Genomic DNA, 24,888 nt, shown 5'->3' on the forward strand with positions numbered 1-24,888 from the left:
ATCTTATTTATTTACGAATTCCTCCCATTCTTCAAATTTTTCTTCATCCATGACCCGTTCCATTTTTACTTGTCCGCCTTTTTTCTTGTTTCTAGCATTCCAATCGTAAAATTTTTCTGGATCTATCAGGTTAACTTTAATGCCTTCCAAAGCTTTCGTTCTCGCAACTTTATAGTTTTTGTTGGCTTTTTTTAATATTTCATCCAGAGTTTTTGCTACTTTTTTAGAATCAACATCTTTTAGTTTAGTTCCCAAATACCAGAAATGATAAAATTGATCATCCTCACCACGTTTGGCGCAAATTGTATATTCAGGTATTGTGGTGTCAAATTCATCTTCTAATTCACGCATTGCAGCATCCATTTTGTTAACCGAAAGTTGTGAACCAACAGTGTTTAAGAAAAATTTGGTTCTACCAGTAATTTTTATTTCAGCGCGTTCGATATCTGTAAACTGAATAGTGTCGCCAATCATATATCGCCAAGCACCACTTACTGAACTTATGATTAAAACATAATCTTTGTCTAATTCAACATTTTCTAAAGTTATAGAAGGCGCATCTTGTACGAGCGAACCATCTTGCTGAATATATTCAGGTTCGAAAGGGACAAATTCAAAATAAATACCATTATCTGTAAGTAATTGCATAGCATCGGTCTCTGGTCGGGTTTGCAATGCTATAAATCCTTCTGAAGCCAAATATGTATCCACAACATAAACCTTCTTCCCGGTGAGTTTTTTGAAACTCTTTTCGTATGGTCCAAATGCAACACCGCCAGTCGTATAGACTTTCAAATTCGGCCAAATGTCATGAATATGATCTACTTTATGATAATCAATTACTTTTTCCATCATCAATTCCATCCAAGACGGAATTCCGCTCAAAGCACCAATATCCCAGCTTTTGGCATTTTCAGCAATTTTCTGAACACGTTCATCCCAATCATCTATTTTTGAAATTTCTTCGCCAGGTTTATAGTAGCCACGAAACCAAAATGGTATTCTGCTAGCACTAATGCCACTGATTTCGCCTTCTAGATGGTCATTATTATTCTGAAGTTCTGTTGAACTGCCTAACATCATGATTTCTTTTTCAAAAAAATCTGCTGGTAAATCGAAATTTTCGATAGCCAAAATTTGTTTAATTCCAGCATTTCTAATGGCTTCAATCATTTCATCAGTAACAGGAATTCGCTTGCTGCTTTTTCCAGTTGTTCCAGAACTTAAAGCGAAATATTTAGGATTTCCAGGCCAAGTGATGTCTTTTCTACCATCCTGTAATCTATGCCACCACTCATTATTTAATCGTTCATAATCAAAAAAGGGAATTTCATTTTTAAATGATTCTGCAGGTGATTCTGAATTCAAAATCTTTTCAAATTGATAATATTTTCCAAAAGCTGTTTTCCTAGCAGTTTCTAAAAGATGTTTTAGTGTTTCTTTTTGGTTTTCTATATGATTGGTTTCCGAAGAAATCGAATTCCTTAAATTGATAACACCCTTGATGATGTTGCCTATGATAGCCATAAATTATTTTAATTTCTGTTGATTTGTTTTAAATGATTTTTGGTCAAAAACTATCATTTAGGATTTCTAAAATTTGAATAGCTGCATCGCTAATTTTTGTTCCAGGTCCAAAAACAGCGACAGCACCAGCGTCGAATAAATATTGATAATCTGCTGACGGAATCACACCACCTACGATGACCATAATGTCTTCACGGTCAAGTTTTTTGAGTTCAGCTATAACTTCAGGAACCAAGGTTTTATGACCTGCAGCTAAAGAAGAAACACCTAAAACATGAACGTCATTTTCTACAGCTTGATTGGCTGCCTCTTTAGGGGTTTGAAAAAGTGGACCAATATCTACATCAAAACCAACATCAGCATAACCTGTTGCTACAACCTTAGCGCCACGGTCATGACCATCTTGTCCCATTTTGGCGATCATAATTCGAGGTCGTCTTCCTTCTTTTTCAGCAAATTCATCGGCTAAATTTTGTGCTTTTGCAAACGATTCGTCTGTTTTCATTTCTTTGCTATATACGCCACTGAAAGATTGAATTTTTGCTTGGTGTCTCCCATAAACTTTTTCTAAAGCCATACTTATTTCGCCAAGTGTTGCTCTTGCTCTAGCAGCTTCAACTGCCATTTCTAGCAAGTTTCCATTTTCTTTTTCAGCAACTTCAGTTATTTTTTGAAGTTTTTCTTGAACTATTTTATCGTCTCTTTCAGTTTTGATTTTTTCAAGTTGTTCAAGTTGTTGTTTTCTAACGGTTTGATTATCGACTTCCAAAGTAACGATAGGATCTTCTTTTTTCAATCTGTAAGCATTGACGCCGATAATTTTATCAGTTCCGCTATCAATTCTGGCTTGTTTTTTAGCTGCCGCTTGTTCTATTCTCAACTTCGGAATTCCGGCTTCAATGGCTTTGGTCATGCCACCAAGTTTTTCGACTTCTTGAATATGTTCCCAAGCTCGATGAGCAATGTCGTGTGTTAATTTCTCTACATAATAACTACCAGCCCATGGATCTACAGTTTTTGTAATCTGTGTTTCTTCTTGAAGAAAAATCTGAGTATTTCTAGCTATCCGTGCAGAAAAATCTGTTGGTAAAGCTATGGCTTCATCCAATGCATTAGTGTGCAAACTTTGTGTACCTCCAAAAGCAGCAGCTGCCGCTTCAATGCAAGTTCGTGCAACATTATTGAAAGGATCTTGCTCAGTGAGAGTCCAGCCACTGGTCTGAGAATGAGTTCTTAACGCTAAAGATTTTGGGTTTTTTGGGTTGAAGCGTTTTACCAGTTTAGCCCAAAGCATTCTGGCAGCACGCATTTTGGCGATTTCCATAAAATGATTCATGCCAATTCCCCAGAAAAAAGATAATCGAGGTGCAAAAGTATCGATGTCCATTCCAGCATCCAAACCTTTTTTGATGTATTCTAAACCATCTGCCAAAGTGTAAGCCAGCTCAATATCTGCTGTGGCTCCAGCTTCTTGCATGTGGTAACCAGAAATACTTATACTGTTGAATTTAGGCATATTTTGCGACGTAAATTCAAAAATATCTGAAATGATTTTCATTGATGGCGTCGGTGGATAGATGTAAGTATTTCTGACCATAAATTCTTTCAGAATATCATTTTGAATTGTTCCTGAAAGTTGTTCTTGTTTCACTCCAGACTCTTCGGCTGCAACAATATAAAAAGCCATGATTGGCAAGACAGCACCATTCATAGTCATTGAAACCGACATTTTGTCGAGAGGTATTTGATCGAACAAAACCTTCATGTCTTCTACAGAATCTATAGCTACGCCAGCTTTACCAACGTCACCAACAACCCGTTCATGATCACTGTCGTAACCGCGATGAGTTGGCAAATCGAATGCCACAGACAGGCCTTTTTGCCCTGCAGCCAAATTTCTCCTGTAGAAAGCATTGCTTTCTTCTGCAGTTGAAAATCCAGCATATTGGCGAATTGTCCATGGGCGACGTACATACATGGTCGAGTAGGGGCCGCGTAAATATGGTGGAATTCCAGCAACGAAATCTTGATGTTCTATTTTTTCTAAATCCGACTTAGCATAGGTAGGTTTCAATTTAATTTGTTCCGCAGTTTGGAATTTTTTTTCGTCGGTTTCTTCAGTGGAAGAAATCGTTTTCAAATTCAAATTTTGTATGTTTTTACGTGCCATGTTTATCGATTTTCAGTTGAAGATGCTTTCTGTTCTTCGTCTAAACGTGTTTGTTCTATTTCTTCAGCTAATCGCCTAGGAATAATTGGTTGAACCAAAGTTTTACGTTTATTTTGTTTCAAAAATGGATATAATTCCAAATCATTACGCATTTTGTCTTCGGGATTCACATATTTATTTGTGCCGACCAAAGTAGATTTTCCCGATTGAATTTTCTTCATTTCTTTGTCCGCACTTTCCTTGATTTTCTTTTGAATTTTTCCTTCGAATAACTGTTGAATAAACCCGCCGCCAGCTTCAATATTTTTGAATACAGACAAGGCTTGTTCTGCCAATTCTTTGGTTAAACTTTCGATGTAATAAGTTCCGTCTACGGGGTTTTTGACTTTGTCGAAATAACTTTCTTGTTTTAGAATCAACAATTGATTTCGAGAAATTCGTTCGCCAAATTCATTGCGTTTGTGGAAAATCTCATCATACGCAAGGTTGTTTACCCAATCTGCACCACCTAAAATAGCGCTCATGCAAGCTGTCGTGGTGCGTAACATGTTCATGTTGTAATCATAAATTGTATGATTTCTAGAACTCGGTTCGGCGAGAATATTGAGTTCAACTTTGAAATTATATTCCGAAGCTAGACTTTCCACCAAAAGTTTTAGGGCTTTTATTTTGGCAATTTCCATAAAATAGTGAGCCCCAACTGAAATTACTAAGTTGACATTTAAAACTTTATATTCTTTATTATTGAAAAGATTGAAATATTCATTCAGATGAGCCAAAGAATAGGCTAGTTGTTGGGATATATTTGCACCTGAATTTTGATAAATTCTAGCGTCAACATTAATGTTATTGATTAATTTTGAATTTTCATTGATTTTTAAAAGATCTTCAAAATCTTGAGATTGCGAGTTAAACCAATTTCCATCTGAAGCTAAATGATTAATAGGGTCAATTCCAAACCTGAGGTTCAAGTTCTGTTTTGATATTGTTTCGTGAAAATTTTTCATGAAATCGATATCGAAAAATAAAAATTCAACATAGAATTGAGTTGAATTTTGGTCAAAAGCTTCAAAAAACGATAACTTTTTTGTGTCAGCTTCTGGAATGATAATCCAAAGGCTTTCTGCACCGCGATTGATTACATCTTTGGCGTTTTCAATGGAAATATCGGTGTTTTCTAAATAAATTTTTTCTGTGACTAACCAATGTTGGGTTTGTGGAAGTTTGAAGTTTTCATCCTGTTCATCGCGATGATAAAAGGGTTTGATATCAATGCCTTCATCGGTTTTTGTTACTAAAGTATCGTTGTAATCAGCGCCTTTCAGGTCAACTTGTATTTTTTGTTTCCAGGCTTTCGCTGAAACTGATTCAAATTCTTCAAATAATTTTTTAGTCATTGTTTTTTGATTTTAAGCTATCTTCATATTCAATGATGTATATTTCTTCGTTTGGACGCTTCATAAAATAGGTTTCACGAGCAAATCGTTCTATTTCAAGACTGTCATCTAGTTCTTCCAGAGTTTGTTTATCTTTTTCAATTTCTTTGATGTAATATTCTCGATTGGCTTCAATTTCATCAATTTCTTGGTTGAGCTCTCTGTGAACAAGCCATGAGTTACTATCTAAAAACAACATCCAAATGCAAAAAATAAATAATACCAAAACATATTTATTGCTCAATATTTTGAACCAAGTTTTGGATTTAAGTTGTTTGTAATTCATAAATTCAAAATTACGTATTTTTTTGTGATTGGATTAATATAAATTTTGATCAGAGTTTTGAAATAAGAAGTTTTTAGGTGAAGAATTTGCTTGTTAATTTTTGTTAAAATAGAAACGTATTTTTTTATTAAATTTATTTTTGTTCAAATTGAATTTTAAAAAATTAAACAAATTGAAGTCATTTTTGAATCAAAGAAAATCCAGAAAAAATGAGTTGGAGTATTTTAAACCTTACTCATATTCTAGTCTAATAAGATGAAAAGACTATTAGGTATTATAACGAAATCAAAGAGAATTTAAATGAAGAATATTTTTTTAAAACTTCCACTCACATAAGCATCAGAGATTATATGTTTAATGAATGCAATAATAAGCATATTAAGAAATATTTTGGTAAACCTTTATATATATTCACTAATCACTTTTCGCCAAAAATTCAGGTGTTTTTTTATAAAAAATATTTTGGAGATATTAAGACCAGAATAGAATACCATTTTTACAATAAACAACTTTTCCTAAAACAAATCAGCTTTCCATATTTAAACGATGAAGAAAAGGAAAAAATACGAGCATTGATTTCCCAAAAATATTTTATAGAAAATACCTATTTAGACTCTAAGGCAATTATTGACCCAAATGCGAATTTATTCTTTATTAATGAAGGTTTAGTTTTTAATATTTATTATGTGAATCAAAATAATTCTACTTTCAATAATGCCTTAGATTATATAGAAAATTCAGGGATTGAATTAAAAAACGACAATTTTGAAGAAAGTATTATATTTAAAAACATCTAAAGCTAAAACTGACTAAATAAAATTCAAAATATCAAATTATTGAATTCAATATATTTTATTATTTAAATATACAAGTTTACTCTATTTTTTTAACGATTATAAGCTTCTTACTAAGAATTTTGAGCATAATTTCTGTCTACTTTCTTCCCTTAACTTTTTCTATTTGAAGCTATAATATAATCTTTTTTTATAATCTATTTAAGATCAATAGCTTGTAATTTTTATCTATAATCTTTATATTAAGCCTTAATTCTAAATTAATGCCTGATTATAGCTAATTGACATTATCAAAAACAAAATTATGAGCACGAAAAAGAGAATGATTGAAGATCAATTAAAAGGAAGAGATATCACAGATGAAGATGTTCTGGATGCCATGCAGCAAGTCGATAGAGAATTGTTTGTTCCGGAAGATAAGAAAGACAGAGCTTATGATGACAGCCCTCTGCCTATAGGGAAATCTCAAACTATTAGTCAGCCTTACATAGTGGCCTATATGGCCCAGGAATTAAATTTGGAAGAAAGCGATACCGTCTTGGAAATAGGAACCGGTTGTGGTTATAATGCCGCCGTTTTATCGAGACTAGTCAAAAAAGTATATTCTATAGAAATAATAGAATGGCTAAGCAAAATGGCAAAAGAAAACATCGAAAAAACAGACTACGATAATATTGAAATGAAACATGACGATGGATATGAAGGATGGTCTGAAAATGGACCTTTTGATGCGATACAACTTACAGCTGCTCCAGCCGAAATTCCGGAAACTCTCAAAAAACAATTGAAAATTGGCGGTAAAATTTTGGCTCCCGTAGGAACGACTTCTCAAAAGCTGGTCCGCATTGAGCGCGTGAGTGAGGACGAATATAAAGAAGAAACCTTATTGATGGTAAGATTTGTACCTATGACAGGTCAGGCAGAAAATAAATAATCATGAGTACATCAACCACATCAGACAGACTGGATGAAGCAATCACCCTTATGGAAGGTTTTGCAAAGCGAACAGGAATTTCAAAAGAACAGGGAAATTCCAGCAGAAGGTATCTCTGGACAGATGCTTTTGCAGTGCTCAATTTTTTGAATCTTTCCAGGCTAACGAATAAAGACATATATAAAGACCATGCGTTAATCACAATCGAAAAAGTGCATCATACATTAGGTAAATATGCAGAAAACGATGATAGAGACGGCTGGATAAGTGGTTTACAGGAAGATGAAGCTGAAAAGCATCCTACGATAAACGGACTTCGAATAGGAAAAAAAGATCTGGAGCGACGTGAGGATGAAGCTTTTAATGAAAGACTGGAATGGGAGAAAGATGGCCAGTATTTTCATTACCATACTCGATGGATTAATGCTCTTCTTAAAGCTGGAGAGCAGCTTGAAGAAGAGAAGTTTTCCAAGTGGGCTTCAGAACTGAGTCTGGCAGGATCCAAATTTATTTCAGAAGACAGAAATCTCAACATGAACTGGAAAATGAGTGTCGATCTCTCTCGCCCTCTTATACCGAGAATGGGAGCGCATGACCCATTGGAAGGTTTGCTCTGTGCACTGCAGATTAAAGAAATGACAGATTTCCATGATAATGAATTCGATCTTTATATAGAGCAATTGAAGGAAATCTGTGAATCATCAAACTGGGAAACCACCGATGCGCTTGGCATTGGAGGTTTGTTACTGAACGTTATCCGCGCAGCAGAACTTGAAAAAGAAATCTCCCTACCCGATTCTATCAATTCCAAAAGACTATTAAGAAATGCTGAACAGGGACTCGATTGGTTTCATCAATCCTTTCGGGCAGAAGAATCGGCAAATTACCGTCTGCCTTTTCGTGAATGCGGACTTTCTCTTGGACTCAGGTGCTTGGAAGGAAATCTAAATTTTCTGAAAGAAAATGGGTTGAAACCTGATATCCATTCAGGCATTTGGTCTTTAGCAGAAGAAATTGAAAACTTTTGGCTGAAGGATGAGAACAAGAAAGCTCGCACCTATCAGGATCATTTAGATATTAACGAAGTGAGCATAGCATCTAGTCTGCTCGCAGCTGAAAATCCTGATACTTACACAAGATTAAATAAATTAATCGAATTTAAAAAAAGGAAAATGAAAGAATCTATAATTGAAAACTTGAGAGAACATAAAAATGAATTTAAGGAAAAGGAAGATCTGAAAGCCTTAATTAATTCAATAAAAGATAAGAAAATAGTTATGTTGGGTGAAGCTTCTCATGGCACACACGAATACTATAACTGGAGAGCCAAGATCTCTAAAATACTAATGGATGAACACGGCTTCGATTTTGTAGCCGTGGAAGGAGACTGGCCACCGTGTTATGAACTCAATAGGCATATCAAAAATTATGACGATGCCATAAAAGAAACAAAAAATGCTTTAAAGCAATTTGAACGCTGGCCGTCCTGGATGTGGGCAAATTGGGAAGTACATGAGTGGGCTCAGTGGCTGAAAGAATATAATAAAGATTTGTCCTCAGAAAATCGTAAAGGCTTTTATGGATTGGATGTTTATAGCCTCTGGGAATCGCTGGATGCTATCATGGACTATCTGGAAGATGAAGATAATTCCGGTTATGAAGCCGCAAAAACTGCGATGAGATGTTTTGAACCTCATCGTGGTGGTGATGGTCAAAAGTACGCGTTATCTACCAGGATGGTGCCTGAAGGTTGCAGAGAAGAAGTCATAAAAATGTTGACAGAAATCCGCGAAAATGTAACAAATTACAACTCCGATCCTGAACACGCTTTTAGTGCAGAACAAAATGCGGTTGTTGCTAAAAATGCAGAAAAATATTATAGAATTATGGCATCCGGAGGCGAATCGACCTGGAATATTCGTGATAAACATATGATGATTACCCTCAATAGGCTCATGAATTTCCATGGAGAAGATGCAAAAGGGATTATCTGGGCACATAATACTCACATAGGAGATGCCTCTTACACAGATATGGGAGATCAAGGCTTATACAATATAGGTGAGTTAGGACGCCAAGAATATGGAAAAGATCAGGTTTCTCTTGTAGGCTTTGGCTCTTATAAAGGAAGTGTACTTGCAGGAAACGCATGGGGTGCTCAGGTAGAGGAAATGGACTTACCAGAAGGTCGCGAAAATAGCTGGGAAGACTTTTGTCATCAAGCCGGAGATCAATTTCATATAGACTGTAAACATCTGGAGAATAACCCAGAACTTCAGAATAGAATACCTCATCGTGCTGTTGGAGTCGTTTACAATCCAAAACATGAGCGTTTTGGTAACTACGTGCCAACTTTAATTCATAAACGCTACGACCATTTTATATTTTTTGATCACAGTAAAGCTCTAAATCATATAGATATTTCTGTAGAAGATTCTAAACTTCCCGAGACCTATCCTTTTGGAATATAAACTAAACTGAATACAAATAGAATAGTCCAATTAGAATCTAAAAGCTTTAAGTCGAAAACTAAAATATATGAGTAAACAACTTGATGAAAACACATACGATCTAATCTGCATTGGTGCTGGAATTATGAGTACAACTTATGTATTAATGCTCAAGTTATTGAATCCTGATTCAAAAATTTTAATTCTGGAAAAACTTTCAGAAGCAGGACAGGAAAGCACGAAGACATTGAATAATGCAGGAACCGGACATGCTGGTAATTGCGAATTAAATTATACCCCTGAAAAGCAAAATGATGAAATTGATGTTTCCAAAGCTCTGGATGTATGCTTTGATTTTGAACTTACCAAGCAATTCTGGTCTTACCTCCTAAGAGAAGATTTTTTATCGGATCCTGAGAAATTCATATATCAAAGTCCGCATTGTAGTTGGGTACATGATCAAAAGCAGGTTGAATTTCTCAAAAAACGGTATAAGGAGATGAAAAAACATGTGGAATTTGAAGACATGGAATATACCGAAGATTTCGAGACTTTACAGGAGTGGTTTCCTTTAATCATGCGTGAAAGAAATGAGGAAGAACCTCTTGCAGCAACTCGAATTGTTGAGGGCACCGAAATTGATTTTGAATATGTAACTAAGCGTTTTACTGAAATTTTGAAAGATAAATTTGAAGTCGATATTTTAGTAAATCATGAAGTAAAAGATGTAAACAGAAAAAACAAGGGCTGGACTGTTAAGGGGAAATCTGATGAAGAAAGTTTTACTTATGAAACTAAAAAGATTTTCATAGGAGCAGGCGGAGGAGCTCTGCCCTTATTACAGAAAGCCGAAATCGAGGATGAAAATAATTATGGAGGCTTTCCTGTAAGCGGAAAATGGTTAATATCGAATAAGAAGGAACTTATCGAAAAACACGATGCCCAGGTTTACTCCAAAGCAAGTGAAGACAACCCACCAATGTCTGCACCTCATCTCGATAGCAGGCATGTTAACGGAGAGAAATTATTGCTCTTCGGTCCTTTCGCGGGATTTAGCGGAAAATTTCTTAAAAAAGGTTCCCCTCTCGATCTTGTTAGTTCTATAAATTTTGATAATATCCCTACTTATCTTGGTGCTTTTTGGAAAAACCTCGACCTCACTAAATATCTTGTTGAGCAAGTATCACATGGAAAAGAAGAGCGAATGGAAGAATTGAGAAATTTTATAAAAGATGCCAGACCTGAGGATTGGGAAATGGAATCTGCGGGACAAAGAGTACAGATTCTTAAAAAAAACAAAGATGAAGGAGCGAGTCTGGAATTTGGAACCGAGGTAGTCTCCAATAAAGACGGCACAGTAACAGCCTTGCTTGGAGCTTCGCCGGGAGCTTCTACCGCTGTAAAAATAGGCCTGGATATCTTAAAAGAAGAATATGGTGATTTATTTGCCTCCCAAGAAAATAAGGATAAACTAGACAACATGATTCCATTTTGGAATAAGTCTGTAAAAGGAAATGAAGAAGACTTCAGAAAAGTACGGGAGGAATGCAGTAAGCAATTAAAATTAAAAAAGAATTATGGGAAATAAAGATTATGAAGAAAAGCGAGACTTCAATAAAACCGATGAACCAAAAGGCGATAGTAAGAAGAGCTCAGGTGATCAGCCAATTTTTGTGATTCAAAAGCATGATGCAAATCAGCTTCATTACGATTTCAGAATTGAGATTGATGACTCTTTAAAATCCTGGTCAGTTCCAAAAGGACCCAGTACAGATCCAAGTGATAAACAGATGGCTATTCCAACCGGTGATCATCCTTTGGATTATGCAGATTTTGAAGGAGTCATTCCTGAAGATGAATACGGCGGAGGAACAGTCATGATTTGGGATAAAGGAACTTTTGAAAACATCAAGAAAGATGATAACGGTAATCTCATTAGCCTTAAAAAGTCTTATGAAAATGGTACGGTTGAGGTAAATTTAAAAGGAGAAAAAATAAAAGGCGGTTACGCGTTGGTAGAAATGGAAAGCGGAGATATGGAAGGCAACTGGCTACTCATCAAAATGGATGATGATAAAGCCGATGCCCGTCGTAATCCTACCAGTACAGAAAACAAAAGTGTAGAAAGCGGTAGGACATTAAATGAAATTGAAAAAGAAGAGAGCGAATCATGAACTCTTTAAAAGATATCCTGGAGCCGGAAGAATTTGAAAAAGCAGAAAAGAAGGATTTTTCAGGTTTTGTCAAACCTATGCTCGCTACTCTCACGGATGATTACTTTGACGATCCCGATTGGATTTACGAAAGAAAGCTTGATGGTGAGCGGTGTATTATCGTCCTAAATAAAGGAGAATGTGGTATTTATTCCAGAAATGAGAAAAAATTAAACAATACTTATCCTGAGTTAGAAAATGCTCTTAAAGATGATAGTTATTCTGATATGATTCTCGATGCAGAAATAGTAACCTTTGATGGAAATGTAAGCAGTTTCAGCAAGCTTCAGAACAGGCTGCAAATAAAAAACCGAGATATCGCCTTAGATTCTGAAGTAAAAGTGTATCTGTATATTTTTGATATTATATATTATGACAGCTTTGAACTTAACCAACTTTCCCTAAAGCACAGAAAAAAAATTCTGAAAAAAGTAATGAATTGGGAGGATCCGATTCGGTTTGTATCACATCGCAATGAGACTGGAAAGAGTTACCATGAAGAGGCTTGCAGGAAAGGCTGGGAAGGAATTATTGCAAAAGATGGCAAATCTAATTATGTACACAGCAGAAGTAAAAAATGGCTGAAATTCAAATGTTCAAAAGGCCAGGAACTGGTCATAGGAGGATTTTCAGAACCGGAAGGTGAAAGAGTTGGATTTGGCGCCATGCTTGTTGGTTATTATGAAGGTGATTCTCTTGTATATGCCGGAAAGGTAGGAACTGGATTTAACGACGAATTTCTAGCCAAATGGCGAAAGAAATTTGACAACATAGAATCTGACACGAGTCCGTTTGAAGATTTCAATGACGATAATAACGGAGATTACCACTGGCTAAAGCCGAAATATGTGGGAGAATTCGGCTTTACAGAATGGACAGATGATAATAAATTACGCCATCCCCGATTTCTGGGAATGCGGGATGACAAAGAACCTGAAGAGGTCGTAAAAGAAGAACCCAAATGAAAATACAGGACATCGAAATTTCAAATCCCGATAAGCTTATTTTTGCAAATAAAGGCATCACCAAACTGGAAATGGTGAGATATTATGAGAAAATTGCCGATAAAATGCTTCCCTATCTGGAAAACCGCCCACTCACGCTCCAGCGCTTTCCGGACGGAATTGAGGATGGTGGTTTCTTTCAAAAAAATGCAGCCGACTATTTCCCAGATTTTATAGAAACTGTCTCGATTGAAACAGAAAATGGAAGCAATCTACAGGTTGTCTGTAATAATAAAAAAACGCTCATATACCTGGCAAATCAGGGTACTGTTACATTTCATATATGGCTCGCAACTCAAGATAATTTAAATAAACCGGACAAGGTTGTTTTTGACTTGGATCCCCCTGAAAATTCATTTGAAAAAGTAAAAACTGCTGCTGGTAAAATTAGAGACTTATTAATAAATGAGGGGAAAGAACCACGTCTTATGACCAGTGGTAAAAAAGGGCTGCACGTTTGGTATCCTGTAGATCGCTATAAAAATTTTGATGACCGCAGAGAAGAAGTAAAAGAACTGGCAGAAAAAATGAAGGAAAAACATCCTAACATTCTCACTACGGCAACCCGAAAAGAAAAAAGAAATCATAAGATTTTCGTTGATTATCTTAGAAATGCTTACGGTCAAACTACAGTATGTCCATATTCACTACGACCTATAAATTCAGCTGGAGTTGCCACACCTTTAGAATGGAATGAATTATCAAAAATCAAGAAAGGAGACCATTATACACAAGAAAATATTTTTAGGCGTCTGGGGCAAAAATATTAATGGTTTTACATCTAAGCATTTCCAAAAACATCGACTTAGATTGACTTATGAAGTTTCGATGTTTGTTTTTTCAAAAGATTTTATTTAATAACACTTAAAATATTCTTAAACCCAAGGTAGAAAGTGCTGCGTTTATTAATTTGAAAACAGTGCATTTATTATAATTAATGAATTCATTTTTCATTAATGATTTATGCAAAAGATAGATCAAATTCTGTTTGAAAATTGTAAATAAATATCTATAAGAATATTTTATTTTAAAAATTTTCAAAAAAACGTTTAATCAAAAAAACAAATTTTATGGCAATGATTACAAAAAATGAAGTTTTAAAATTAGCAGATGAAAATAGTTCATTTTGTGTTTCAATTTTTATTCCAACACATCGTGGAGGAGAAGAAACATTGGAAGGACAAGACAAAATCAAACTTAAAACTCAACTAAAAGAAGTTAAAGCCAAGTTGAAATCTCATGATTTTAGTGATAAAGAAATCGAAGAGTTTGTCCAACCTGTAGCTGAATTGATCAACGACAGTGAATTTTGGAGACATCAGTCTGATGGTTTAGCCATTTTCCTTTCTAAAAATACATTCAAAAAATACACAGTTCCGGTTCTCTTTGAAGAATTCAATTACGTTTCAACAGAATTTTATTTAAAACCATTGATGCCTTTATTCAATGGAAACGGACTTTTTTACCTGCTCACTTTGAAATCTGATGAGGTCAAGTTTTTTGAAGGCACTCGAAATACTATAACAGAAGTAATTACACCAGAGGAAGTTCCTTCTCAATTGCAAGATGTTGTTGGCTACGATTACGAACAAAAAAATCTGCAGTTCAGATCTGAACAACAAGGAAACATGAAAGCTGGAATGTATCATGGTTCTGGCGAAGGTGACGCTGAAGAATTGAATGAAATGAAGCGTTATTTCAGGGCAGTTAACGATGGAATATTGACAATGGTTCATGATGACCAAAGACCGCCTTTAGTGGTTTGCTGTCAAGACTTTCAGTTTCCAATTTATGAAGAAGTCAACACTTATCAGAATTTATATTCAGAACATATTTCAGGAAATCCTGATGATAAGAATATTAATCAACTTCATGACGAAGCCTGGGATTTACTACAACCGTATTTTGACAAGACCCGCCAGGAAAAGTTAGATTTGTATTCAGAATATATTGGAACTGGAAAAGCTTCTGCAGATGTGAATATGATTATCAAAGCGGCCATTGAAGGTAGAATTGACAGTCTTTTTGTTCAGAATGGTGCAGAAATATTTGGTGATTATGATAAGGATAGTCAAGAAGCAAATGTTGAAGTTGAAGAAACAGATACAAATATATCCTTACTGAACCTTATTGCTGTGAAAGTATTTGAAAAAGGCGGCAGTATATATATTATGGAAAAAGAAAAAATGCCAGATGAAAACCATAAAAAGGTAAATGCTGTGTATAGATATTAATAGTCTTTTTCATGAAGCAAAAATGACAGGTGATTTTCCTCCTTAATTTCCTGTCATTTATTGTTTTTGAAAGCAAAACTTTTTCAAAATCAAGAAAAAAATGGTCAGGAATAAACTACAAAGAATAAATACTTTTTTATTGTTTTGCTTTCTACTTATTTTAGGATTGTATTATGGTGCGCCATTCTTAATTCCATTGACTTTTGGTATTTTTTTTACGACTCTAGTTCTACCAATCAGTAAGTTTTGTGAAACAAAAATGAACTTAGGCAGAATTCTCTCATCGTTTATAAGTACATTATTTTTATTTATTGTTGTCGGTGGGATTTTCTTTCTTTTATTCAGACAATTGAGCGTTTTTATAGATGACCTCTTGGAAAGGAAAGAAGAAATTCTCGGTTTTGTTGAGAGCTTGAGACAACAAATTGTCGATTCTACAGGCATTACACTAGAACAACAAGAGGAAGTATTCAAAGAGCGCCTCTATGGAATGATTCAAGAAATTAGGAAGCAACTTTCAAGTTTTTTGAACGATTTCATCGACATTCTGCTTAGTTTTTTACTCATGTTGATTTATGTATTCTTAATCCTTATCAACCGTGATAAATTTACAGATTTCTTGATGAAATACGTGCCTGAAAAGAAAAAGCAAAATATAGCAACAATTTTAAATAAAGCTAAAAATGTTGCTAATCGCTACTTATGGGGAAGAGTAAAGGTAATGCTAGTTTTGGCTGTAATGTATACAATTACTTTTCTGGCTTACGATTTAGAATACTCTGCGCTTCTTATCATTTTTGGTGTTTTAATTACCATAATACCATATATAGGTCCTTTTGTAAGTGGGTTATTCCCAATACTTTTTATGTTGGTTCTTAGTGATAATTCTACTGAAATTTTATCATTTTCGATTATTGTATTGATTATTCAACTTATAGAAAGTTATGTTTTAGAACCTATTATTATTGGATCTGAAGTTAAACAAAGTCCGTTATTTGTAATTATAGCAATAGTTCTGGGCGGCCTTATTTGGGGATTCGCTGGACTTATTTTGTTTGTGCCACTATTCGGTGTAATGAAAATAATATTTGACAATACATCTGGACTCAAACCTTTAGGATTCTTAATAGGATATGAGCGTTCTGGAAACAATGAAAGTTTGTTCAAACAATTGAAAAATAAAATTCAAGGGATTACTAAAGATTGAATTGCATTTTGTCAGAAATTTTATATTTATTAGAAACGAAAGGCCAAGATTTTCTGAAAAACAGTTTAACTTTTTTAATTAAAAATAAATCATGGAAAAAACAATATCAGGAATTACACTAGAATGTATAAAAGGCGATATAGCAAGACAAAAAGATATCAAAGCTGTAGTAAATGCTGCAAATGCTGAACTTACAACAGGCGGTGGAGTAGCAGGTGCATTACATCAAGCTGCTGGAACTGGTTTGGAAGAAGAATGTAAGTCTTTGGCTCCAATCAAACCAGGTGAAGCTGTGATTACAGATGGTCATAAACTTCCTAATAAATATGTCATTCATTGCTTAGGACCTGTTTTTGGTCAAGATCAACCTGAAAATGAAATTCTAGCGAAATGTTATCAAAATGTATTACAACTTTGTGAAAAACACAAAATAGAATCGGTTGCCTTCCCAGCTATATCTACAGGTGCTTTTGGATATCCCATTCAGGATGCTACAGATGTCGCTTTTAAAACTATTTTGGAAATGATTCCCAAATTAGAATTTTTAGAAAAAATTCGGTTTGTACTCTATGCGGATAAAGATTTAGAGATTTATAAAGAAAATTTATTCCGTCATAGATGAGCAAGTTTTTTTTAAATTTAAGTTTTAGCCAATCTAATATTCAAACTATTTATTTGAATTAAAATGTGATTCAAGTTTATATTAATTTTCGCAGATTGTTACCAACATCTTTTCATTTGAAAAATAACTGTATATTCAAAACATGAGTTTACTCTTAGCCATTTCAATTTTCATAATTTCTACAATTATTATCATATTTGCTGGTACAACGTTGACAAAATATGCCGATCAACTTGCAAATAAAACTGGAATAGGTCAAGCATTTGTAGGTGCTGTTTTTTTGGGTGGAGTGACTTCAATTGCAGGTATAATCACTTCAGTATCTTCGGCTTATAATAATCATCCTGAACTAGCAATTAGCAATGCAATCGGTGGCATTGCGGCGCAGACAATTTTTCTGTCTATAGCAGATATTTCGTATAGAAAGATAAATTTAGAACATGCTTCAGCATCTTTAGCAAACCTGATGCAAGGTGTCTTATTGATCGGCTTATTAACACTTGTTATTTTAGGTATAGTAAGTCCTAACTTCACAGTTTTCAATATTCATCCTATATCTTACATTATTATTATTGTGTATTTAGTTGGATCAAGAATGATTGCAGTAGCCAAAGAAAAACCAATGTGGAATCCCAAAATAACAGTTTCTACAGTAGAAGATAAACCAGATAAAGAAGCTATCGAAGATATAAATTTGAAGAACCTTATAATTAAATTCGTATTATTATCTGTTCTTGTGGGCGGATCGGGTTATGCAATTGCAATGTCTGGAATCACAATTTCGAATGAAACTGATTTAGGTGAAGGTTTTGTAGGATCCTTAATGACTGCTGTAGCAACATCTTTACCCGAACTTATAGTAACATTGGCAGCTGTAAGACAAAAGGCATTAGCACTGGCAGTAGGCAATGTTATTGGCGGTAATTCTTTCGATGTACTTTTTGTTGCATTTTCAGATATAGCCTATCAGGATGGAAGCATTTTACACAACATTCAAACCGATCAATCATTTATTATTGCACTAACGATGCTAATGGTTAGTGTGTTGGTAATGGGATTGTTGCATAGACAAAGAAAAGGAATTGCTAATATCGGTTGGGAAAGTACTTTGATTTTGGCACTTTACATAATTGGAAATATATTCTTGTATTTCTTTTTTTCTTAAATAAATCCCAAAGTGATTTTTAAGCCTTAACTTCCTAAGTTTTATTTTTAAATTTAGAATTGTTCATTCAAATCGTAAATCTGTTATGCGTTTATAAACAGTAGATTAATTTAAATAATATTTATCTAAAAATAAACAATAAAAATAAAATGCGTAAAATATCTGAGTTAACAGAGGAATCTATTAAACAGATTTTAACAATTCTTGAAGATGAAGGTGAAATTAGCGCTTCACTTCCAGGAAATGGATTAATTCATATTGAAGATAATTTGCCCTATTTGGTAGTTTATAGAGCAAGAAAAAATGATCCTGGCACAAAAAGATTAATTATAAGTGAAGCTTCATATCTTTTAATTGGGAATGAGAGTTTTGAAAATTATCGGAAACTAGTCCATGCTCTTGCAAATACGCTAAGCGGTAATTTCAAATCTTATATGATTTTTGAAATTTATACAGGTCTTTCTAGAAATACATTTACAATAAAAGCACCAGTTCAAAAAATAAGTAGCACGGTTGATGTCTTAGAAAAGGGTTTGAATAATATAAATAAAGAATATTCAGGCCTCGATGTAAAGACCGAAATAAAAGATACGCCCCATCGACAAAAAGAAGGAGATAGAGAGCTTTTAAGTATCGAGGAAGCTAAACGTTCTGGATCAGTGGTTGTTGGCCTCGAAATCCCAGCAGTTTACCGTGATGAAAGTAATAAAGTTTACCCTGTTTTTTTAAGAGAGTTTAAGGATTATCTTATAAGTTGTATACATAAAGCAATTTTTGATTATGTGCGTATCCAGACTACCAGTGGAGTTGAAAGCCATTTAGCATTAGGTCGAAGACACCTGAAAGAAAAGGTCTTTGAGATTGACAAAGCTTTGGCAAGCATAGAAAAATCATATCAATTTTTATGGCTAGTTTCCCCAGCGAATATTAGAGATATAAAAAACACTTTCTTTGAAAATAATTTTGAAAAAGTTATAGATTACCATTATCGCTTGCTTCCAATAGATCCTGATGTTTTAAAAAGAAAACTCTACAACCTCAAAATCGAAGATATTGATGATCCTGCCATGTCTCATATTTTTAGAGAAAAGAGAGAAGAGTTGGACCAGCAAATTACAATGTTGAATGAACGCGGAACACCCAATTTCTTTTACAACAGTATCAGACTTTATAAAGGGATAACTCAAAAACTCAATCGCGAAGCCAAAGCAATTCTTGATGAAGTAAGTGAAACTGATGAAGAGAACGAAGGTGTCAAAATAAATGCTGAAGATTTTGGAGCATTAGCACGCAAAGAATTTGATAATTTCACAAAACAGGATAGTAGCTTCAAAAGTAAAGTTCACATAAGAAAAGATGTGAATATTATAATGGTGAATAAGGGTGAGCTTTATATACCTTCAGATTACAAAATGCTCAAAATTGAGGCTAATGCCTTGATTCAGCATGAAGTTGGGACTCATATTTTAACTTATCACAATGGAACTTCTCAACCCTTGGAATTATTGAGTGGTGGTTTAGCAGATTACGATCCGCTTCAGGAAGGACTTGCAGTGATGTCTGAATTTATGGTAAATGGACTTACTGCAAATAGATTGAGAACATTAGCAGGTAGGGTAATTGCTGGTTCAGCGAGATTAGAAGGTGCAAATTTTATTGAAATTTTCAGATTGTTAAAAATGAACTATGGATTCTCTGCCCAGAGAGCTTTCAATATTACATCCAGAATTATGCAAGGTGGAGGCTTCTTGAAAGACATAATTTATTTAAAAGGACTAGTTCAACTTAGGGAGCATCTTCAAAATAAAGGAGATTATGAATCTTTACTCTCAGGAAAGTTTGCATTACAGCACACAGAAATTATTAAAGAATTAACTGAAAGAGAAGTGTTGATGTCAGGGGTCTTAAAACCAAGTTATTTATCCACTCAAAATTTTAAAGAAAAAATTAAATTAATCAGAGATGGGCTACCCATCTCAAAAATGATAACATAATGAAAATTTGCTTTGTATTAAATGATATTGAAAACGAGAGGTTTGGAACTTCAATTATGTTAATGACAACAGCCCACAATCGCGGGCATGAGGTTTATGCCATGGGAGTTGGAGATTTTAACTTTCAACACGGTGAGCCAATTACCATTAATAGTACTCAAGTGCCAAAAAATACCAATACTAAATCTCCTCAAAAATTTCTGGAGGCTCTAAAAAGTTCAAAAGCACGTAAAAAAAATATTACTGCAAATACTCTGGATGTTCTTTTCATAAGGAACAATCCGACAGAAGAAGAATCTGGACGTGGATGGGCAGAACATGCTGGAGTAGCTTTTGGAAAAATGATGCAACAGCAAGGTGTTTTGGTTCTAAACGATGCCTTTGCGCTTTCTCATGCTTTTATAGATAAACTTTATTTTGAAGAACTACCGAAGGAAATAAAACCCAACTCTCTAATTACCAGAAACAAACAGGATATTTTGAAGTTTTGGAAGGAAAATAACAAGAAGATTGTTTTAAAACCCTTAGAAGGTTCTGGTGGTCAAAATGTGTTTCTTATTGATGAAAATGAAAAAAACATCAATCAAATTATTGAAACCATAAGCCAAAACGGGTATATAATTGCACAAGAGTTTTTGCCTGAAGTTAAAAATGGTGATGTTAGAATACTTTTGGTAAATGGTCGAGTTATGGAAAAAGACGGTACACAAGCTATCATAAGACGCGTTAGTGGTGAAGGAGAATTTAGAAGTAATTTCGCACTTGGAGCCACAGCAGATAGTAGTGACCTTACCCCAGAAATGCAGCGCATTGTTGATTTGACAGCTCCAAAATTGATTAGTGATGGATTCTTTTTTGTTGGTTTGGATGTAGTCAAAGACAAATTAATAGAAATCAATGTCCTGAGTCCAGGAGGCATGGAACATTTTGATGATATAGGTCTACCAGATTTCACTCCTTTTATAATTGAAGCTATAGAACGAAAGGTTGAATATAAAAAACTATACGGTCATCAATTATCCAACAAAGAGATCGCAGGAATGCACTAATCTTAAAATAGTAAATTAACAAATTATGAGTAAACATTCAGATCAACACATATCTAGAGTAATTGGAAAATATACGAGTAACAAAGAAGGACCATTACTTTTTGTCACTGCAGGAATTCACGGTAACGAACCTAGTGGTGTAGAAGCTTTAGAAGAAGTTTTCAAACAATTAGAGAAAACCAAACCTGAAATTAAAGGGACTTTGGTTGGGGTTTCTGGAAACCAGAAAGCGCTCAATAAAAATAAGCGTTATATAGACGAGGATCTCAATCGAGTATGGACTAAACAAAACATAGAACAGGAAATCTCTGAAACCCATGAACAAAAAGAAATGTGGGAAATTATTAAGACTTTAGAAGAATTCCCAGAAGAAAACTTTACCAAACGCTATTTTCTAGATTGTCATACCACATCCTCACCAAGCCTCCCATATATCTCAGTTCAGGTTGTGAATGACAATGATGAATGGGCACACAAATTCCCTACTTATATTATTCGAGGGTTTAGTGATATAATTACAGGTGATATTGACCATTATTTGAGTCGGATAGGTATTACAGGATTTGTTTTTGAAGCTGGACAACATGAAGACGAAACTTCAGTAGAAAATCATGAAGGTGTGATTTGGTTAGCTTTAAAAGAAGCATGCGAGCTCGATCTTTCTAAGATTGAAACATACCCAGAATGTGTCAATAGATTTGCGAAAAAGAATGCACCAGAGCAGAAAACTTTTGAATTAATCCATCGTCACGGTCTTGAAGATTCCGATATTTTTGAGATGGAACCTGGCTACGAAAATTTCCAAAAAATAAGTAAAGGAGAACTTTTAGCAAAGCAAAACGGTAATGAGGTGAGAAGTAAATGGGATGCTAGAATCTTTATGCCACTCTATCAATCTCAGGGTAATGATGCTTTTTTTGTGATTGAAGAAGTAGAAGGGAAGTGATTATATTTTTGAAAACTAAAGGTAAAGTTTAGTAAAGCATAAATATTAAATTTTGCATTAACCTAAACTAAATGAATACATTTATCTAAGAAAAAAAAAGCTAATTTTTTCTTTTATGATGATATCGAAAATCAAATAGATGGAATATTTATCGTCGGTTTTTTCAGATGTGGAGTTAAATGTTAGCATTTTATTATTTGTTTTAGGAATTGCAGCATTTTTGATCTCAACGATTTCAGGCGGTGGAGGCGCTTTGGTTTTAGTTCCATTTCTAAACTGGATGATAGGTGTAAGTAATACTGCGCCAGTTCTTAATTTAGGAACTTTTATCGGTCGTCCTGCCCGTTTAGTTATCTTTTGGAAACATATAAGTTGGAAAGTTTGTCTTTATTATGCTCCAGCAGCTATTTCTGGTGCATGGCTTGGTGCTTGGTTCTTCAACAATTTGAAAATTGAATGGCTTCAAATATTTATAGGTGTTTTTCTTGTAAGCACCATCTGGCAATATAAATTTGGAAATAAAAAGAGTTCATTCAAAGTAAAACTGTGGCATTTTATTCCTTTAGGCTTGTTGATTTCAACTTTAGGAACAATTATCGGCGCTTTAGGTCCAGTTCTCAATCCTTTTTATTTAAATCTTGGACTCGATAAAGAAAAACTCATTGCAACAAAGACGGCCAACTCATTTCTAATGGGTATTTCACAAATTGGAAGTTATACTTTTTTTGGACTGTTAAGCGATCAATTTTGGATTTATGGAATAGTTTTAGGTATAGGAGCAACTATTGGGAATATAATTGGAAAGAAATTTCTTTCACAAATGAAAAGCAAAACCTTCCTCAGGTTTGTGATTGCGATAATGGTTATTAGCGGTGTGTTATTGGTTTTCGACCAAATTCAAAAGTTTTTTTAATAGAATAAAATGAAAAATTAGTCAAATAAGCCATCTTCTATAATTTTCTGAACGATATCTATTAGAACTGTATTAAAAGTGATTATTACGTTTAAAAATATTTGATATTCTTTTGTCGAATCAAAAACTGAAGTTCAATCGGCTTCGAAGTAAAATTTTAGTGATTTGTATTACTAATCTAAATTTTTGCCAACTATCAAGCTTTAAACTTCTCCTCAATATTCATTAGTATTTATCTGCAATTGAAGAAATTGGAAGGAAGCAAAGCAAATCATTGAACTAATCTGAATCATAATACATTAAAAAAGCGGAAAGATTAAAAAATATCTTTCCGCTTTTTATGGCTAGTCATTTTAGTTTAACTATCTATTTCAAAAGAAACTTTTGCATTTACTGCATAATTAACTATTTGATTATTTGTTACATTAGCGTTCATTTCCTTAACATAAACTGATTTTATGTTTTTAACGGTTTTAGACGCTTCTGTTACTGCATTTTGGGTTGCGTCATCAAAACTTTTGTTTGAAGTAGCAATGACTTCTATAACTTTTACAATACTCATAATTAATATTTTTTTTGATTCACATCTAATTTAATGAAAGTAGAGGTAAATCAAACATACTTAATGAAATATAACACAATCTTAAAAATTTATCTTAAAAAATAAATAAAAATTGGTTTTTAGCTTTATAAAATGCTAATTATTCAGTAGGATTTTAATTATTTGATTTTGAATAAGCTGTACACTAAAATACGTAAGTTCTTTTTGTAAATTGTTTTATTTCAGATTATAATTTTCCAACTCACCTTTTAGTTTCAATAGTGAATTTGTTTCTATAATTTGAGTATCAATAACAAATTCATTCTTTGCAGAAATCAGTTTTAAATCACCAGCAAATTCTTTAATCGATACTATTTCTTTGAGCTTTATTTTCTTTGGAAACAGGGTGTTTTTGATTAATTCGCCTTTATTCAGACTCAGGTATTGTTTGTTTTTTTCAAAGTAATAAACCAATAACATAAAAAGTCCCCCGCCAATTTGTCCAAAACCAATAGCATCTAGTGAAATGTTTTTCCAATTACCAATAATTAATGAAAGTGAAACTAATATGATTCCTAGTGAAATAAGTACAATTGCTACTCTTAAATTAATTTTCAATCTGGCTTTACTATAATGGATTTTTGTCATAATTAAAACGATTTAAACTGAAATTAGGTAAAATAATATTTATTTGTATTTGCTTTCAAAATTTATAATTAAATATATGATAAATAAATAATTAGAGTGCTATTTTCTTCCCTCTTAATGCACTAAATGAGCCGTTCTTTAATAATTGTCTGAACGATATCTATTGCAACCGTATTGAAACGATTATTAGGAATAATAATATCGGCATACTCTTTTGTCGGATCGATAAATTGCTGATGCATTGGTTTCAAAGTGGATTTATAACGATTTAGCACTTCATCTAAATCTCTACCACGCTCAGAAATGTCACGTTTCAAGCGTCTCATCAAACGTTCATCGCTATCAGCATGAACAAAAATTTTAATATCGAACATATCGCGAATATCAGGATGTGTGAAAATTAATATACCTTCCACAATCATAACTTTTCGAGGCTTAGTAGTTATGGTTTCATGAGTCCGGTTGTGCGCTTTAAAAGAATAGACTGGTTGCTCAATGTTTTGGCCAGTTTTTAAGATTTTTAAATGTTCGACCAGTAATTCGAAATCGATAGATTTAGGGTGGTCGAAATTTATTTTCACACGTTCATCCATTGGTAAATGCGACAAATCTTTGTAATAAGAATCTTGATAAATCACATCGACTTCATCATGTTGAAGTTCGTTGATAATCTGATTGACTACTGTTGTTTTTCCACTTCCAGTGCCACCGGCAATACCAATTATAAGCATAATTATTCTTAGTTTTTGTTTGAG

At 33.8% G+C, this 24,888-nt stretch carries 22 protein-coding genes; 15 read left to right on the forward strand and 7 right to left on the reverse strand.

The window, feature by feature from the left end; translation table 11 throughout:
* Positions 1-3: 3 nt before the first annotated feature.
* Genes EIG86_RS03320 through EIG86_RS03335 form a run of 4 tightly spaced genes read right to left on the reverse strand, consistent with a single transcriptional unit; the run spans position 4 to position 5,419 of the window.
* Positions 4-1,527, reverse strand: a complete 1,524-nt coding sequence (locus tag EIG86_RS03320; protein WP_127844724.1) for a GH3 family domain-containing protein — start codon at positions 1,525-1,527, stop codon at positions 4-6.
* 43 nt (positions 1,528-1,570) lie between these two features.
* The gene (gene scpA / locus EIG86_RS03325) at positions 1,571-3,697 is read right to left on the reverse strand and encodes a methylmalonyl-CoA mutase (RefSeq protein WP_127844725.1); all 2,127 of its coding nucleotides are present in this window, start codon (positions 3,695-3,697) and stop codon (positions 1,571-1,573) included.
* A 2-nt stretch (positions 3,698-3,699) separates the two neighbouring features.
* A complete protein-coding gene (locus tag EIG86_RS03330; RefSeq protein ID WP_127844726.1) occupies positions 3,700-5,094 on the reverse strand; it encodes a methylmalonyl-CoA mutase subunit beta in 1,395 nt (464 codons plus the stop codon).
* On the reverse strand, positions 5,087-5,419 hold the full coding sequence (locus tag EIG86_RS03335) for an FtsB family cell division protein (protein ID WP_127844727.1): 333 nt from the start codon (positions 5,417-5,419) through the stop codon (positions 5,087-5,089). Before EIG86_RS03335 ends, EIG86_RS03330 begins: the two co-directional genes overlap by 8 nt.
* A gap of 440 nt (positions 5,420-5,859) precedes the next feature.
* Here EIG86_RS03335 and EIG86_RS03340 point away from each other — a divergent pair, with 440 nt between their 5' ends.
* The 15 genes from EIG86_RS03340 to EIG86_RS03410 all read left to right on the forward strand — a co-directional run bounded on the left by EIG86_RS03340 (position 5,860) and on the right by EIG86_RS03410 (position 22,944).
* Positions 5,860-6,216 (forward strand): hypothetical protein, encoded by a 357-nt coding sequence (locus tag EIG86_RS03340; RefSeq protein ID WP_127844728.1) that lies wholly within the window; start codon positions 5,860-5,862, stop codon positions 6,214-6,216.
* 301 nt (positions 6,217-6,517) lie between these two features.
* Positions 6,518-7,147 carry a protein-L-isoaspartate(D-aspartate) O-methyltransferase gene (locus EIG86_RS03345; RefSeq protein ID WP_127844729.1) on the forward strand — a complete coding sequence of 210 codons (630 nt, stop codon included), beginning with the start codon at positions 6,518-6,520 and terminating at the stop codon, positions 7,145-7,147.
* Between the two features lie 2 nt (positions 7,148-7,149).
* Positions 7,150-9,618, forward strand: a complete 2,469-nt coding sequence (locus EIG86_RS14205) for an erythromycin esterase family protein (RefSeq protein WP_205030453.1) — start codon at positions 7,150-7,152, stop codon at positions 9,616-9,618.
* Between the two features lie 67 nt (positions 9,619-9,685).
* Entirely contained in the window at positions 9,686-11,185 is a 1,500-nt protein-coding gene (gene mqo / locus EIG86_RS03355) for a malate dehydrogenase (quinone) (protein ID WP_127844730.1), read from the forward strand.
* Positions 11,175-11,771: a DNA polymerase ligase N-terminal domain-containing protein gene (locus tag EIG86_RS03360; RefSeq protein ID WP_127844731.1), complete on the forward strand. Its 597-nt coding sequence runs from the start codon at positions 11,175-11,177 to the stop codon at positions 11,769-11,771. The genes mqo and EIG86_RS03360 overlap by 11 nt, the downstream gene beginning before the upstream one ends.
* Positions 11,772-11,848: 77 nt before the next feature.
* Positions 11,849-12,775, forward strand: coding sequence for a non-homologous end-joining DNA ligase (gene ligD / locus EIG86_RS03365; protein WP_205030454.1), 927 nt, complete (start codon positions 11,849-11,851; stop codon positions 12,773-12,775).
* Positions 12,772-13,584: a non-homologous end-joining DNA ligase gene (gene ligD, locus EIG86_RS03370; protein WP_127844733.1), complete on the forward strand. Its 813-nt coding sequence runs from the start codon at positions 12,772-12,774 to the stop codon at positions 13,582-13,584. Before ligD (EIG86_RS03365) ends, ligD (EIG86_RS03370) begins: the two co-directional genes overlap by 4 nt.
* 300 nt (positions 13,585-13,884) lie before the next feature.
* Positions 13,885-15,048: a baeRF3 domain-containing protein gene (locus tag EIG86_RS03375; RefSeq protein ID WP_240032170.1), complete on the forward strand. Its 1,164-nt coding sequence runs from the start codon at positions 13,885-13,887 to the stop codon at positions 15,046-15,048.
* 100 nt (positions 15,049-15,148) lie between these two features.
* Positions 15,149-16,255 (forward strand): AI-2E family transporter, encoded by a 1,107-nt coding sequence (locus EIG86_RS03380; RefSeq protein WP_127844734.1) that lies wholly within the window; start codon positions 15,149-15,151, stop codon positions 16,253-16,255.
* 91 nt (positions 16,256-16,346) lie between these two features.
* The gene (locus tag EIG86_RS03385; RefSeq protein ID WP_127844735.1) at positions 16,347-16,877 is read left to right on the forward strand and encodes a macro domain-containing protein; all 531 of its coding nucleotides are present in this window, start codon (positions 16,347-16,349) and stop codon (positions 16,875-16,877) included.
* A 142-nt stretch (positions 16,878-17,019) separates the two neighbouring features.
* Positions 17,020-18,042: a sodium:calcium antiporter gene (locus EIG86_RS03390; RefSeq protein WP_127844736.1), complete on the forward strand. Its 1,023-nt coding sequence runs from the start codon at positions 17,020-17,022 to the stop codon at positions 18,040-18,042.
* Positions 18,043-18,191: 149 nt separating this feature from the next.
* Complete coding sequence (locus tag EIG86_RS03395; protein ID WP_127844737.1) at positions 18,192-20,036, forward strand: flavohemoglobin expression-modulating QEGLA motif protein; 1,845 nt, start codon at positions 18,192-18,194, stop codon at positions 20,034-20,036.
* A complete protein-coding gene (locus EIG86_RS03400) occupies positions 20,036-21,085 on the forward strand; it encodes a glutathione synthetase (RefSeq protein ID WP_127844738.1) in 1,050 nt (349 codons plus the stop codon). The genes EIG86_RS03395 and EIG86_RS03400 overlap by 1 nt, the downstream gene beginning before the upstream one ends.
* Positions 21,086-21,110: 25 nt before the next feature.
* Complete coding sequence (locus EIG86_RS03405; RefSeq protein WP_127844739.1) at positions 21,111-22,031, forward strand: M14 family metallopeptidase; 921 nt, start codon at positions 21,111-21,113, stop codon at positions 22,029-22,031.
* Positions 22,032-22,170: 139 nt separating this feature from the next.
* A complete protein-coding gene (locus EIG86_RS03410) occupies positions 22,171-22,944 on the forward strand; it encodes a sulfite exporter TauE/SafE family protein (protein WP_127844740.1) in 774 nt (257 codons plus the stop codon).
* Between the two features lie 358 nt (positions 22,945-23,302).
* Here EIG86_RS03410 and EIG86_RS03415 read toward each other — a convergent pair whose 3' ends face one another.
* The 3 genes from EIG86_RS03415 to udk form a co-directional block, all read right to left on the reverse strand.
* Positions 23,303-23,506: a dodecin family protein gene (locus tag EIG86_RS03415; RefSeq protein ID WP_127844741.1), complete on the reverse strand. Its 204-nt coding sequence runs from the start codon at positions 23,504-23,506 to the stop codon at positions 23,303-23,305.
* A gap of 216 nt (positions 23,507-23,722) precedes the next feature.
* On the reverse strand, positions 23,723-24,133 hold the full coding sequence (locus EIG86_RS03420; RefSeq protein ID WP_127844742.1) for a hypothetical protein: 411 nt from the start codon (positions 24,131-24,133) through the stop codon (positions 23,723-23,725).
* 122 nt (positions 24,134-24,255) lie between these two features.
* Positions 24,256-24,864: a uridine kinase gene (gene udk, locus EIG86_RS03425; protein WP_127844743.1), complete on the reverse strand. Its 609-nt coding sequence runs from the start codon at positions 24,862-24,864 to the stop codon at positions 24,256-24,258.
* Positions 24,865-24,888 lie beyond the last annotated feature (24 nt).

The sequence above is a fragment of the Psychroflexus aestuariivivens genome, from assembly GCF_004010055.1.
In the GTDB taxonomy this organism is placed as follows: domain Bacteria; phylum Bacteroidota; class Bacteroidia; order Flavobacteriales; family Flavobacteriaceae; genus Psychroflexus; species Psychroflexus aestuariivivens.

Coding starts and splice junctions, on each gene's coding strand:
- EIG86_RS03320 (WP_127844724.1), bottom strand. CDS start 1,527: ATGGCTATCATAGGCAACATCATCAAGGGTGTTATCAATTTAAGGAAT.
- scpA (WP_127844725.1), bottom strand. CDS start 3,697: ATGGCACGTAAAAACATACAAAATTTGAATTTGAAAACGATTTCTTCC.
- EIG86_RS03330 (WP_127844726.1), bottom strand. CDS start 5,094: ATGACTAAAAAATTATTTGAAGAATTTGAATCAGTTTCAGCGAAAGCC.
- EIG86_RS03335 (WP_127844727.1), bottom strand. CDS start 5,419: ATGAATTACAAACAACTTAAATCCAAAACTTGGTTCAAAATATTGAGC.
- EIG86_RS03345 (WP_127844729.1), top strand. CDS start 6,518: ATGAGCACGAAAAAGAGAATGATTGAAGATCAATTAAAAGGAAGAGAT.
- EIG86_RS14205 (WP_205030453.1), top strand. CDS start 7,150: ATGAGTACATCAACCACATCAGACAGACTGGATGAAGCAATCACCCTT.
- mqo (WP_127844730.1), top strand. CDS start 9,686: ATGAGTAAACAACTTGATGAAAACACATACGATCTAATCTGCATTGGT.
- EIG86_RS03360 (WP_127844731.1), top strand. CDS start 11,175: ATGGGAAATAAAGATTATGAAGAAAAGCGAGACTTCAATAAAACCGAT.
- ligD (WP_205030454.1), top strand. CDS start 11,849: ATGCTCGCTACTCTCACGGATGATTACTTTGACGATCCCGATTGGATT.
- ligD (WP_127844733.1), top strand. CDS start 12,772: ATGAAAATACAGGACATCGAAATTTCAAATCCCGATAAGCTTATTTTT.
- EIG86_RS03375 (WP_240032170.1), top strand. CDS start 13,885: ATGGCAATGATTACAAAAAATGAAGTTTTAAAATTAGCAGATGAAAAT.
- EIG86_RS03380 (WP_127844734.1), top strand. CDS start 15,149: ATGGTCAGGAATAAACTACAAAGAATAAATACTTTTTTATTGTTTTGC.
- EIG86_RS03385 (WP_127844735.1), top strand. CDS start 16,347: ATGGAAAAAACAATATCAGGAATTACACTAGAATGTATAAAAGGCGAT.
- EIG86_RS03390 (WP_127844736.1), top strand. CDS start 17,020: ATGAGTTTACTCTTAGCCATTTCAATTTTCATAATTTCTACAATTATT.
- EIG86_RS03395 (WP_127844737.1), top strand. CDS start 18,192: ATGCGTAAAATATCTGAGTTAACAGAGGAATCTATTAAACAGATTTTA.
- EIG86_RS03400 (WP_127844738.1), top strand. CDS start 20,036: ATGAAAATTTGCTTTGTATTAAATGATATTGAAAACGAGAGGTTTGGA.
- EIG86_RS03405 (WP_127844739.1), top strand. CDS start 21,111: ATGAGTAAACATTCAGATCAACACATATCTAGAGTAATTGGAAAATAT.
- EIG86_RS03410 (WP_127844740.1), top strand. CDS start 22,171: ATGGAATATTTATCGTCGGTTTTTTCAGATGTGGAGTTAAATGTTAGC.
- EIG86_RS03415 (WP_127844741.1), bottom strand. CDS start 23,506: ATGAGTATTGTAAAAGTTATAGAAGTCATTGCTACTTCAAACAAAAGT.
- EIG86_RS03420 (WP_127844742.1), bottom strand. CDS start 24,133: ATGACAAAAATCCATTATAGTAAAGCCAGATTGAAAATTAATTTAAGA.
- udk (WP_127844743.1), bottom strand. CDS start 24,864: ATGCTTATAATTGGTATTGCCGGTGGCACTGGAAGTGGAAAAACAACA.